General features: G+C 73.5%; 13 protein-coding genes. 10 read left to right on the top strand and 3 right to left on the bottom strand.

Features of this window, described 5'->3' with window-relative positions:
• The first annotated feature begins 40 nt into the window (after positions 1-40).
• The 10 genes from HJG45_RS02975 (at position 41) to HJG45_RS03020 (ending at position 7,932) form a co-directional block, all read left to right on the top strand.
• On the top strand, positions 41-862 hold the full coding sequence (locus HJG45_RS02975) for a RibD family protein (protein ID WP_171610562.1): 822 nt from the start codon (positions 41-43) through the stop codon (positions 860-862).
• Entirely contained in the window at positions 859-1,851 is a 993-nt protein-coding gene (locus HJG45_RS02980) for a zinc-binding alcohol dehydrogenase (protein ID WP_368040496.1), read from the top strand. Before HJG45_RS02975 ends, HJG45_RS02980 begins: the two co-directional genes overlap by 4 nt.
• Positions 1,852-1,862: 11 nt before the next feature.
• Positions 1,863-2,264: a 6-carboxytetrahydropterin synthase gene (locus HJG45_RS02985; protein WP_171610563.1), complete on the top strand. Its 402-nt coding sequence runs from the start codon at positions 1,863-1,865 to the stop codon at positions 2,262-2,264.
• Positions 2,265-2,307: 43 nt separating this feature from the next.
• The gene (locus HJG45_RS02990; RefSeq protein WP_171610564.1) at positions 2,308-3,348 is read left to right on the top strand and encodes a glycosyltransferase family 4 protein; all 1,041 of its coding nucleotides are present in this window, start codon (positions 2,308-2,310) and stop codon (positions 3,346-3,348) included.
• 40 nt (positions 3,349-3,388) lie between these two features.
• Positions 3,389-4,288, top strand: a complete 900-nt coding sequence (locus HJG45_RS02995) for a class I SAM-dependent methyltransferase (protein ID WP_171610565.1) — start codon at positions 3,389-3,391, stop codon at positions 4,286-4,288.
• 44 nt (positions 4,289-4,332) lie between these two features.
• Entirely contained in the window at positions 4,333-4,776 is a 444-nt protein-coding gene (locus HJG45_RS03000; protein ID WP_171610566.1) for a GNAT family N-acetyltransferase, read from the top strand.
• Positions 4,773-5,261 carry a cupin domain-containing protein gene (locus tag HJG45_RS03005; protein WP_368040497.1) on the top strand — a complete coding sequence of 163 codons (489 nt, stop codon included), beginning with the start codon at positions 4,773-4,775 and terminating at the stop codon, positions 5,259-5,261. The genes HJG45_RS03000 and HJG45_RS03005 overlap by 4 nt, the downstream gene beginning before the upstream one ends.
• Positions 5,262-5,328: 67 nt before the next feature.
• Positions 5,329-6,594: a 3-oxo-tetronate kinase gene (gene otnK, locus HJG45_RS03010; RefSeq protein WP_171610567.1), complete on the top strand. Its 1,266-nt coding sequence runs from the start codon at positions 5,329-5,331 to the stop codon at positions 6,592-6,594.
• A gap of 18 nt (positions 6,595-6,612) precedes the next feature.
• On the top strand, positions 6,613-7,245 hold the full coding sequence (locus tag HJG45_RS03015) for an aldolase (protein ID WP_171610568.1): 633 nt from the start codon (positions 6,613-6,615) through the stop codon (positions 7,243-7,245).
• A gap of 69 nt (positions 7,246-7,314) precedes the next feature.
• Positions 7,315-7,932: a nitroreductase family protein gene (locus HJG45_RS03020; RefSeq protein ID WP_171610569.1), complete on the top strand. Its 618-nt coding sequence runs from the start codon at positions 7,315-7,317 to the stop codon at positions 7,930-7,932.
• 184 nt (positions 7,933-8,116) lie between these two features.
• On the opposite strand, the gene HJG45_RS03025 is transcribed toward HJG45_RS03020, so the two are convergent.
• The 3 genes from HJG45_RS03025 to HJG45_RS03035 all read right to left on the bottom strand — a co-directional run bounded on the left by HJG45_RS03025 (position 8,117) and on the right by HJG45_RS03035 (position 12,246).
• Positions 8,117-8,743, bottom strand: coding sequence for a histone H1-like repetitive region-containing protein (locus HJG45_RS03025; RefSeq protein WP_217362801.1), 627 nt, complete (start codon positions 8,741-8,743; stop codon positions 8,117-8,119).
• Between the two features lie 581 nt (positions 8,744-9,324).
• A complete protein-coding gene (locus tag HJG45_RS03030; protein WP_171610570.1) occupies positions 9,325-10,464 on the bottom strand; it encodes a bifunctional 2-methylcitrate synthase/citrate synthase in 1,140 nt (379 codons plus the stop codon).
• Positions 10,465-10,707: 243 nt separating this feature from the next.
• Complete coding sequence (locus HJG45_RS03035; protein ID WP_171610571.1) at positions 10,708-12,246, bottom strand: MmgE/PrpD family protein; 1,539 nt, start codon at positions 12,244-12,246, stop codon at positions 10,708-10,710.
• Between the last annotated feature and the right edge of the window lie 128 nt (positions 12,247-12,374).

Consider the following 12,374-nt stretch of genomic DNA (forward strand, 5'->3'; position numbering starts at 1 on the left):
GCTGGCATCCCCGTCAGCCTTCCCGCATGGTCCGCGCCCGATGGATGGAATCGCCCTCCACCCCGACTGGGAGTCGCTGCTCCGGCTGCGCGACGCGCCCAGCCCCTTGCCCGATGGTGCCCTGGAGGGCGCCCTCGGGGCGCTGTTCGGCCCGCTGCTCGCCCCGCCGCGCGCCGCCGATGGCTGCATCGTGGTCGGCCGCCTGGCGCAGACCCTGGACGGGCGGATCGCTACCGCCTCCGGCTCTTCGCAATGGATCGGCGGACGCGGCGACATCCTGCACACGCACCGGCTGCGCGCCCTCTGCCATGCGGTGGTCATCGGCGCAGGGACGGTGCGGCAGGACGATCCGCGGCTGACCACGCGCGACTGCGCCGGGCCGAGCCCGGTGCGGGTGGTCCTCGACACCGACCGCCGGCTCGGCGCCGATTTCACCCTGTTCCGCGAAGGCCCGCCGACGCTGCTGCTCTGCGCCGAGGATGCGGCGGGGCCCGACCGGCTCGGCCTCGCCGAGGTCCTGCGGCTGCCGCGCAGCGGGAGGCATGGCGAGGGGCATGGCGGCCTGCACGTGCCGGCCATCCTGGCCGCGCTCGCCGCCCGTGGCCTCACCCGCATCTTCGTCGAGGGCGGCGGCGTCACGGTCAGCCGCTTCCTCGCCGCGGGCTGCCTCGACCGGCTGCATGTCACGGTGGCGCCGGTGCTGCTCGGCTCGGGCGTCCCGGCCTTCACCCTGCCCGAGGTCGCCCGCATCGCCGACGGGCTGCGCTTCGCCTGGACGGTGCATGCCCTCGATCCCGACGTGCTGTTCGACATCCCGCTGCACCGCGCCCGGCCGGGCGAGGCCGCCGGCGCCGCGCCGTGACCGCGGCGGATGAGGGCCTGCGCGCCCGGGCGCTCTGGCTGGTCGCGCCCGGCCGCGCCGAGCTGCGCGAGGAGGTGCTGCCGCCGCCCGCGCCGGGGGAGGTGCTGGTGCGCTGCCGCGCCTCCGCCCTGTCGCGCGGCACCGAGCGGCTGGTCTTCGAGGGGCGGGTGCCGCCGAGCCAGCACGCCGCGATGCGCGCGCCGCTGATGGCCGGCGACTTCCCCTTTCCGGTGAAGTACGGCTACTGCGCCATGGGCGTGGCCGAGGAGGGCCCGCCGGCGCTGCGCGGCCGCCGCGTCTTCGTCCTGCACCCGCACCAGGACCGCTTCCTCGCCCCCGCGGCCATGTGCATCCCGGTGCCGGATGCGGTGCCCGACCATCGCGCGGTGCTCGCCGCCAATATGGAGACGGCGCTCAACATCCTCTGGGATGCGCGGCCGCTGCCGGGCGAGCGGGTGCTGGTCATCGGCGCCGGCGCGGTCGGGCTGCTGGCTGCGGCGCTGCTCGCCCGCATGCCGGGCATCGCGCCGGTGGTCGTGGACCTCGATCCCGGCCGCGCCGCGCTCGCCACCGCCATCGGCGCCCGCTTCGCCCCGCCGGAGGACGCGCCGGGCGAGCAGGAGCTGATCATCCATGCCAGCGCCAGCGCGGCCGGGCTGCAGCTCGCCCTCGACCGCGCCGGCTTCGAGGCGCGCATCGTCGAGGCGAGCTGGCATGGCGATCGCGCCGTGTCGCTGCCGCTCGGCGAGGCCTTCCATGCGCGGCGCCTCGCCCTGCTCTCCTCGCAGGTTGGCGCCGTCGCCCCGGCGATGCGCGGCCGCCGCAGCCATGCCGAGCGCCTCGCCCTGGCCCTCGCCCTGCTCGGGGATCCGCGGCTCGACGCGCTCTGCGCGCCGGTCGCCCGCTTCGCCGAGCTGCCGCAGCGGTTGCCCGGCCTCCTCGCGCGCGGCGCCGGCGCCCCCCCTTGCCCCGTCATCACCTATTCATAGAGAGTGCCGCGATGTTCTCGCTCACCGTCTGCGACCACATCATGGTCGCGCACAGCTTCCGTGGCGCCGAATTCGGCCCGGCCCAGCGCCTGCACGGCGCCACCTTCGCGGTGGAGGCGGAGTTCCGCGCGCCGCAGCTCGACCACCTGAACCTGCTGGTCGATATCGGCCTTGCCAAGACGGAGCTGCGCCGCGCCCTCGACGGGCTCGACTACCGCAATCTCGACGAGGAGGGGCAGTTCGCCGGGCAGAACACCACCACCGAATATCTCTGCCGGCACATCCACACGCTTCTCTGCGCCGCGCTGCGCGAGGGCCGGCTCGGGCCGCAGGGCAGCCAGGTCACTGGCCTGAAGGTGCTGCTGCGCGAGAGCCCGAATGCCTGGGCCGCCTATGAGGGCGCGGTCGCATGAGACGTGCGCCGCCTAGGCCATCCGCCCGCGCCGGGGCCGCCGCATGAGGATTGCCCTCCTCGTCCCGGCACCCTTCGAGACGCTCTCGGGCGGCTATATCTATGATCGGCGCATGGTCGAGGGCCTGCGCGCGCTCGGCCATGCGGTCGAGGTGGTGGAGCTCGCCGGCCGCCACCCGCTGCCCGATGCGGCGGCCGAGGTGGCGGCGCGCGCCGCCCTCGCGGCGCTGCCCGAGGATGTGCGACCGGTCATCGACGGGCTCGGCCTGCCGGCCTTCGCCGAGTTCGCCGAGTCGCTCGCCGCCCGCCGCGCCATCGGCCTGATCCATCACCCGACGGCGCTCGAGCATGGCGCGCCGCAGGAGGACCGCGACGCGCTGCGCGGCATCGAGCGCGACCTCTTCCCGCGCCTCGCCCGCATCCTCGCCACCTCGCCGCACACCGCGCAGCGCCTCGCCGCGGAGTTCGAGGTGCCGGCGGCGCGCATCGGTGTGGTCGAGCCCGGCACCGACCCGGCGCCGCGCTCGCCCGGCTCCGGCGGCCCCGGCACGGCGATCCTCTCCGTCGGCACGCTGGTGCCGCGCAAGGGGCATGACGTGCTGATGCGCGCCCTGGCCGGGCTGCTCGACCTCGACTGGAGGCTGACCATCGCCGGCGGCAACGACCGCGACCGGGTGCATGCCGAGGGCCTGCAGGCGCTGGCCGAGACGCTCGGCCTCACGCGGCGCGTCACCTTCGCCGGCGAGGTGGACGTCGAGGCGCTGGAGGCGCTGTATCGCGGCGCCGACATCTTCGCCCTCGCCACCTGGTGGGAAGGCTATGGCATGGCGGCGGCCGAGGCGCTGGCGCGCGGGCTGCCGGTCGCCATCACCGCCGGCGGCGCCATCGCCGATCTCGTGCCGATCGAGGCCGGCGCCGTCTCGCCGCCCGGCGATGTCGTCTCCCTCACCAAGGCGCTGCGGCGGATGCTGGCCGATACCGAGATGCGCCAGGAGATGGCCGAGGCCGCCTGGCGGGCCGGCCAGCGCCTGCCGCGCTGGTCCGACCGCGCCGCCGCCTTCGCCGCCGAGCTGGAGCGCGCCTGATGCGGCGCTTGGTCAGACCCGCCGGACGCCGCGACGGCTGATGGCCGAGGAATTCGATCCCGGCTGGCTCGAGCTGCGCGAGCCTGTCGATGCCGTCGCCCGCTCCGAGGCGCTGGCGGCGCGGCTGCTGGCGCGGCTGCCGGCGCGGCCACGCTTCCTCGATCTCGGCGCCGGCACCGGCAGCCTGCTGCGCTGGCTGGCGCCGCGCCTCGGCCGCGCCCAGGTCTGGACGCTGGTCGACAGCAGCCGCGACATGGCCGAGGCGGCCTTCGACACCATCGCCGACCGCGCCGACCAGGTGGGCTTCCCGGTCACCGCGCCGAACCGTCGTACCCTGCTGGTGCACGCCCCGGGCGGCGCCTGGCGGATCGAGACGCTCATCACCGACCTGGCCGAGGCGCCGGCCAACCTGCCGCTGGCGAATGCCGATGCGGTGGTGAGCTCGGCGCTCTGCGACCTCGTCTCCCGCCCCTGGCTGGAGCGCGTGGCCGCGGCGCTGCGCCTGCCCTTCTACGCCTCGCTCTGCGTCGACGGGCCGGCCCGCTTCACACCGCCGCATCCCGGCGATGCGCGCGTCGCGACCGGCTTCCGCCGCGACCAGGCGCGGGACAAGGGCTTCGGCGGTCCCGCGCTCGGCCCGCGCGCGCCGGCCGCGATCGCCGAGGTCTTCGCCGCGCGCGGCTTCGCGGTCGAGAGCGCGCCGAGCGACTGGCTGGTGCGGCAGCGCGGCTCGGTCGCGCATCCGGCGCTGCGCGACGTCGCCGATCCGCTGCTCGCAGCGCTCGTCGAGGACCATGCCGGAGCCGCGGCGCGGCAGGATGCGCGCAGCCTCGGCCGGATCGAGGCCTGGGCGGCGGCGCGCCTGGCGCAGGTGGAGGCGCAGCGCCTCTCGGCGCGGATCGGGCATCGGGACGTGCTGGCGCTGCCGCCGCGCGGCTGATTGGCACTGGCCGCGCCGCGGGCGAAGCGCGCTATGCTGGCCGCATGTCGCTGCCACCCGGACTGACCTTCGGCATCGAGGATGCCCCATCGGAGGAGGACCTCGACGCCCTGCCCAGGGGCCTCGAGGCCTATAACGAGCAGCAATGGCCGGGGCACCAGCCCTGGCAGGTCGTCAATGTCCTTGCCCGCCGCGACGGCCGCGTCGCCGGCGGCCTGCGGGGCGAAATCTATGCCGGCTGGCTGTTCCTTCGCTATCTCTGGATCGAGGAGGGGCTGCGCGGCGGCGGCCTCGGCCGGCGCATCATCGCCGCCGCCGAGCGGCGGGCGCAGGCGAGCGGCTGCCACTCCGCCTGGGTCGACACCTTCAGCTTCCAGGCGCCGGGCTTCTACGAGAAGCAGGGCTACGTGGAATTCGCCCGCCTGCCCTATCCGCCGAAGGGCGAGCGCCTCTTCCTGCGCAAGCGCCTGACGGAGGATGCGCCGTGAGCGGCCGCCCGATCGTCCGGCACCCGATCGCCCTGCGCGCGGCCGGGTTGCCGCCCCTGCCGCGCCCCGCCGGCTTCCCGTCCGACCTCGCCGCGAAGCTCGCGGGACGCGAGAAGCGGGTGCTCGGCGACCCCTTCGGCCTGCGCAATTTCGGCGTGAACCTCACCCGGCTCACGCCGGGCGCCGCCTCCTCCCTGCATCATGCGCATGCGCGGCAGGATGAGTGGATCTACGTGCTGGAAGGAACGCCGACCCTGGTGCTCGGCACGGAGGAGCGCCGCCTCGCCGCCGGCGACTGCGCCGGCTTCCCGGCCGGCGGCCCGGCGCATCACCTGGTGAACCGCAGCGAGGGCGAGGTGCTCTATCTCGAGGTCGGCGACCGCAGCGCCGGCGACAGCGTTGCCTATCCGGAGGACGATCTGCAGGGGGAGATGCAGCCGGACGGGCGCTGGCGCTACACGCGCAGGGACGGCTCGCCGCTTTGAGCCGGCGGATCGCCGCCGGGCGCCGGGCAGGCTAGATTGGCTGCCGCCTCACGGGAGAGAGACAACCATGCCCCTGCTCGGCTGCATCGCCGATGACTTCACCGGCGCGACCGACCTGGCGAACACCCTGGTCAAGGGCGGCATGACGGCCGTGCAGGTGATCGGCGTGCCGGATAGCGCGCTGCCCGAGGCGGATGCCGTCATCGTCGCGCTGAAGTCGCGCACCGCGCCGGTGCGGGAGGCGGTGGCCGAGAGCCTCGCCGCCTGCGAGGCGCTACTCAGCGCCGGGGCACGGCAGGTCTTCTTCAAGTACTGCTCCACCTTCGACAGCACCGATGCGGGCAATATCGGCCCCGTGGCGGATGCGCTGGTGCGTCGGCTGGGCTGCGGCTTCGCCCTCGCCAACCCGGCCTTCCCGACCAATGGGCGCACCGTCTACCAGGGGCATCTCTTCGTCGGCCAGGCGCTGCTGAACGAGAGCGGGATGGAGAACCACCCCCTCACCCCGATGCGGGATGCGAACCTCGTCCGCGTCCTCGGCCGGCAGACCGATGGCGCCGTCGGCCTCGTCCCCTTCGCCACCGTCGAGCAGGGCGCGACGGCGATCCGCCGGGCGATGACCGTGCTGAAGGAGAGCGGCCGCCGCTACGCCATCGTCGATGCGGTGACCGATGCGCATCTGCTGGCGATCGGCGAGGCGGCGGCGGAGCATGCGCTGATCACCGGCGGCTCGGGCGTCGCCATGGGGCTGCCGGCGAATTTCCGCGCCAAGGGCCTGCTGCCCGAACGCGGCGAGGCGGCGGCGGCGCTGCCGCCCATGCAGGGCCATGCGGCGGTGGTGGCGGGCTCCTGCTCGCGCGCGACGCTCGGCCAGATCGGCTATGCCCGCGACCATGCGCCGGTGCTCGAGCTCGACGTGCTGGCGCAGCCGGAGGCGGCGGCGCTGGCGGCCCAGGCATTGGAGTGGGCGGAGGGCAAGCTCGGCGCGCAGCCGGTCGTCATCGCAGCCAGCGCGCCGCCCGAGAAGGTGGCGGCGCTGCAGGCGAAGCTCGGCCGCGACGCCGCCGGCGCGCTGGTGGAACAGGCCCTCTCCACGGTCGCCGCCGGGCTGGTCGAGCGCGGCGTGCGGCGGCTGGTGGTGGCGGGCGGCGAGACATCGGGCGCCGTCGTCTCGCGCCTCGGCGTCGCCTCGCTGCGCATCGGGCCGGAGATCGATCCCGGCGTGCCCTGGACCTATGCCGAGATCGCGGGTCCCTCGGGCGGCCTGCACCTGGCGCTGAAGAGCGGCAACTTCGGGGCGCGCGACTTCTTCCTCAAGGCATTCGACGCTTAGCGGAGAAGGGAAGACGCCATGGATGAGACGGAGCTCCGCGAGGCCATCGCCACGCATGGCAGGCTGCTCTTCGGCCGCGGCTATTCGGTCGGCAGCGCCGGCAATATCAGCGTCCGGCTGCCGGACGGCTATCTGATGACGCCGACCAACTCCTGCCTCGGCCGGCTGGACCCGGCGCGGATCAGCAAGCTCGACCCCGACTGGCGGCATGTCTCGGGCGACAAGCCCTCGAAGGAGGTCTTCATGCACCGCGCGGTGCTGGAGACGCGGCCGGAGGCGGGCGCCGTGGTGCACCTGCACTCCACCCATGCGACCGCCATCGCCTGCCTGGCCGCGCCGGGCGAGGCCGCGCCCATCCCGCCGCTGACGCCCTATTTCGTCATGCGGGTCGGCCGCGTCCTGCCGGTGGTGCGCTACTACCGGCCGGGCGATGCGGCGATGGAGCCGGCGATCGCCGCGGCGGCGCGCGAGGCGCAGGCGATGCTGCTCGCCAATCACGGGCCGGTGGTCAGCGGCAGGACGCTCGACGACGCGGTCTACGCCGCGGAGGAGCTGGAGGAGGCGGCGAAGCTCGCCCTGCTGCTGCAGGGACGGCAGCCGCGCCTGCTGACTCCGGCCGAGATCGAGGACCTGCTCTCGGCCTTCGGCTGACGCGCGCCGGCACGCCCTTGACCGGGCGTGCCGAGGGCGGAGCATGGCGGGCGGAGCAAAGGAGCCGCCATGAGCCATCCCGAGACCAGCCGCGCCGCCACGGGGCGCGAGGCGCCCGCCGCCCATCCCATCGAGCCGCTCATCGCCCGACGCTGGAGCCCGCGCAGCTTCACCGGCGCCCCGCTGCCGCCCGGCGCCATCGAGCGGCTGCTGGAGGCGGCGCGCTGGGCGGCGAGCAGCAACAACCTGCAGCCCTGGCACTTCATCGTCGCCCGCCGCGACGCCGAGAAGGAGGCCTTCGAGCGGCTGCTCGGCGTGCTCTCGCCCAACAACCAGAGCTGGGCGCGGCAGGCCGGCGCGCTGCTGCTTTCGGTCGCCCGCACGCACAACCCGAACAACGGCAACCCGCTCCGGCATGGCTGGCACGATACCGGCGCCGCGACCGCGCTGCTGGCGCTGCAGGCCACGGCGATCGGGCTGCAGGCGCATGCGATGGCGGGCTACGACGCCGCGGCGGCGCGCAGCGCCTTCGGTATCCCGGAGCGCTTCGATCCCGTTGCCGCCATCGCCATCGGCGAGGTGGGCCCGCCCGAGGCGCTGCCGGAGGCGTTGGCGGCACGCGAGACGGCGCCGCGGCAACGCCGCCCGATCGAGGAATTCGCCTTCTTCGGCGGCTGGCGCGGCTGATCGCCGCGGGGCACGACACCGTCGGCTGACGCGAAAAGGGCGCCGTCCCTCGCGGAACGGCGCCCTCTCGCCGGGATCGAGGGTAGGGCCACCGCATGGCGCCGCCGCCGCCAGGGATGGCCTTGCCCGGTCGCCAGGGATGCAGCAGCCCGCGGCCCCGACCAGGCCGCGATGCAGCCGCGCCTCAGGTCGCGGAGGTCTCCTCGCTCATCGTCTCCGGCGCGGGCGCCGGGGTGGCGGCGGCGGCCTTCTTCGCCGCGCGGGTCGCGGCGGCCTTCTTCGCGGCCTCCGAGCGCGAGGAGGTCGCGGCCTTGGCGGCGGCGGCGCGCTTCGGCGCGGCGGTCTTGCGCGCGGCCGGCTTGCGGGCGGCGGTGGTCGCCTTACGAGCGGCGGGCTTGCGCGCGGTGGTCGTCGCCTTGCGGGCCGCCGGCTTGCGGGTGGTCGCGGCCTTACGAGCGGCGGGCTTGCGCGCCACCGCCTTCTTCGCCGTGGTGGCCTTGCGGGCGGCCGGCTTGCGCGCGGTGGTCGCCTTCTTCGTCGCGGTCTTGCGGGCGGCCGGCTTGCGCGCGGTCGTCGCCTTCTTCGCCGTGGTCTTGCGGGCGGCCGGCTTGCGCGCGGTCGTCGCCTTCTTCGCCGCGGGCTTGCGGGCGGCAGGCTTCTTGGCGGCGGTCTTCTTCGGCGCGGCGGCCTTGCGGGCGGCAGGCTTCTTGGCGGCGACGCGGCCGCGCGCGGTGGCGGGCTTCTTGGCGGTGCGCCGCGTGGTCGACATCGCCATCGCCTGCGCCTTCGGGGTCTCGGGAGTATCGGTCACGGTCAGGATCTCCTTGCGCGTTCCGTGGTGAGCCAGGATGCCGCGGCGCGGCCTTCCCGGGTGGAGGCAGGAACGGTCGTGCGATGGCGGCGGCGCGCGGATCCCGTAGCGCGTGGCGCCGTCGTGGTCGCTGTCCAGGTCGCGCGAGCGGAACGCGGCCGGGGGCGATCGGCGGCACCTGGCCGCATCATGCCTCCCTCGGCTGCATCTCCCTCGCCGGGCTTGGCATCGTTGCCCGGCACCGGCGCGGGACCTTCGACGCGGCGCGTCGCCATCCCGTGCTGCCTGCGGTCCATGGACCGTCCTTCCCTGCTGCGGCATGCCGTCGCTGGTTGCGGCGATTGCGGATCGTGCGAATCGCGTGCGACGTCCTGCGCAATGCACGCTATCTGCACACGCAACCAGCGTGTCAACAGAAACCGCAATTCGCGCATCGAATTTCCGCGTGCGCATCTCGCGCCGTGCATCGCGCCGCATGCATGCGGCGTTGCTGCGAAGGGCGAAGACGCGAACGGCCGCCGGAGAGTCCGGCGGCCGTTCTTCGATCGCTCCCTGCGAACGCCGCTGGCCGCGGCGCGGCGCTACCGCGCGGAGAGCGGCGGCACCGGGCGCTGCTCCGGCCCGGTGTACCAGGAGAGCGGCCGGATCAGCCGGTTGTCCGCGCCCTGCTCGAAGACATGCGCCGCCCAGCCGGTGATGCGGGAGGCGACGAAGATCGGGGTGAAGAGCGGGATGTCGAAGCCCATCAGGTAGTAGGCGGGGCCGGCCGGGAAATCGAGGTTCGGGTGGATGTTCTTCTTGGTCAGCATCTCGTCGGCCAGGATGCGGGAGATCTCCATCCAGGTGCGGTCGCCCACCACCTCGGCCATCTTCTCGGCGTATTTCCGCATCGTGGGCACGCGGCTGTCGCCGCTCTTGTAGACCCGGTGGCCGAAGCCCATGACCAGCGCCTTGTGGTCGAAGCGGCTCTGCAGCCACTCCCGGGCGATCTTCGGGTCGCCGATCTCCTTCAGCATGTGCATCACGGCCTCGTTCGCGCCGCCGTGAAGCGGCCCCTTCAGCGCCGCGATGGCGGCGGTGATGGCGCCGTGGATGTCCGCCCCGGTCGAGGTCACCAGCCGGGCGGTGTAGGTGGAGGCGTTGAAGGTGTGCTCGGCATAGAGGATCAGGGAGACGTCGAAGGCCTTCAGCACCTCCGGCTGGGGCACCTTGCCGAAGACCAGGTTGAAGAAATTCTCGCCGAAGGAGTGGGCGGGGTTCGGCTCGATCGGCTCCAGCCCCTTCGAGGCGCGGTGGGCGGCGGCGATGCAGCTCGGGATCTTCGCCAGCAGGCGCATCGCCTTGCGCCGCTGCGCCGCGTCGGAGGTGTCGCCTGCCTCCGGGTCCTCGAGGCCCATGAAGGACACCGAAGTGCGGATGGCGTCCATCGGATGGGCGTCCTTCGGGAATTCCCGGATCACCCGGTGCAGCGCCGGCGAGATGGCGCGCTGGCTCGCCTCCTCCTTCTTGAAGGCCTCGATCTGGGCGGCGTTGGGCAGCTCACCGTGCCAGAGGAGGTAGGCGACCTCCTCGAAGGTGCAGGTCTCGCAGAGGTCCTGCACGGCATAGCCGCCATAGGTGAGGCTGTTGGTCTCCGGCATCACCTTGGAGATGGTGGAGACGTCGGCATAGACGCCGACCAGGCCCTTCTTGATCTCGGGCGTGTTGCTCTTCTCGCTCATGCTCTGCGCTCCTCACGTGGAAACAGGGTCCCGGGCGGGGCGGATGGCCGGCGGTCCGGCCTTGCCGGGGCACCCGGGATCGACGGGTCGGGCGGCCCGTCGGGACGACTGGCGGGGCGCGGCCGGCGGCCGGTGCCACGCCCGATGGCGGGACGATGCCGGTCGTCCCACGCAAACCTCACCCCGGCGGGACGGGTTGCACAAGCGGGCGCCCCGCCGCCCGGTCCCGCCGGCGTCCTCGACTCAGAAGATGCCCGGCTTGCCTTCCGTCAGCGCTCCCGCGGGCAGCGCCACGTTCACCAGGTGCAGCTCGCCGGCCTGCAGCTTCGCCAGATCCTGCACCACCTCGAGGAAGCGGTTCGCCTCGCGGGCGGAGATGATGCCGTCCGTCAGGGTGCGGAACTTGTTGATGTAGTCCTCCCGCCCGAAGGGCCGGGCGCCGTTCGGATGGGCGTTGGCGACGCCGAGCTCGTCGACCAGCTTGGTGCCGTCCTTGAAGAAGATCTCCACCCGGCCGCCGAAGGCGAGCTCCTCCGGATCCCGCGAGTGGTACTTGCGGGTCCATTCGGGGTCCTCGGTGGTCTCGATCTTGTGCCAGAGCCGCACCGTGTCCGCCCGCCCGGCCCGCCGCGGGGCGTAGCTGTCCACGTGGTGCCAGCGGCCGTCCTGCAGGGCGACGGCGAAGATGTACATGATGGAGTGGTCGAGGGTCTCGCGGCTGGCTTTCGGGTCCATCTTCTGCGGATCGTTCGCCCCGGTGCCGATCACGTAGTGCGTGTGGTGGGAGGTATGGATGACGATCCGCTCGATGTCCTCGATGTCCTTGATCTGCTCGCGCATGCGGAAGGCGAGGTCGATCAGGGCCTGGGACTGGTACTCGGCCGAGTGCTCCTTGGTGTAGCTGTCCATGATGGCGCGCTTGGCCTCGCCGGGCCCCGGCAGCGGCACCTGGTAGTAGACCGGCTCGTAGGCGGCGGCGCGGCCGTGCTTGTCGGCCTCGGTGCGGCCGGAGAGCACCCAGCCGATGACGCTGTCCTCGCCTTCGTAGATCGGGCTCGGCGCCCCCTCCCCGCGCATGGCGCGGTCCACCGCCTCGACCGCCAGCTTGCCGGCATGCGCCGGGGCGAAGGCCTTCCAGGAGCTGATCTCGCCCTTGCGGCTCTGGCGGAAGGAGACCGAGACATGCAGCGCCTGCTGCACGGCCTGGAAGATCACCTCCTGCTTCAGGCCGAGCAGCGCCCCGATGCCGGCGGCCGCCGAGGGGCAGAGATGCGCGATGTGGTCCACCCGGTGCTCGTGCAGGCAGATGGCGCGGACCAGGTCGATCTGGATCTCGTAGCCGGTGGCGAGGCCGCGGATCAGGTCGCGGCCGGACTTCTCCATGGTCTGGGCGACCGCGAGAATCGGCGGGATGTTGTCGCCGGGATGCGAGTAGTCGGCGGCGAGGAAGGTGTCGTGCATGTCGAGCTCGCGCACCGCGGTGCCGTTCGCCCATGCTGCCCATTCCGGCGAGAAGCCCTTGGCGTTGGAAAGGCCGAAGATGGTCGCGCCCCCCTTGCGCGGATGGCCGAGCGCCATGGTGCGGGCCGAGACCACCGGCCGGCGGTTGATCGCCGCGATGGCGACCGAGGCGTTGTCGATGATCCGGTTGATGATCATCTCCTGCACGTCCTTCTGGACGGCAACCTTGTCCGCGGCCACGCCCGCGATCTTCCAGGCGAGCTGCTCCTCGCGCGGCAGCATCGCCTTGGACGGGTAGAGTTTCACGGGGTGCATCTGCATGACGGGCCTGGCTCCCTTTGATCGGCCATGGGGCGCCGGGACCGTGCCCCTCGGCATGGCCCCGGATCGTGGTGATGCCCGCGCGACCTGCCCCGGGACGGTCCGGGACGAAGGCGGACGATGAGGCG

It is taken from the genome of Roseicella sp. DB1501 (assembly GCF_013112485.1).
In the GTDB taxonomy this organism is placed as follows: Bacteria; Pseudomonadota; Alphaproteobacteria; order Acetobacterales; family Acetobacteraceae; genus Paracraurococcus.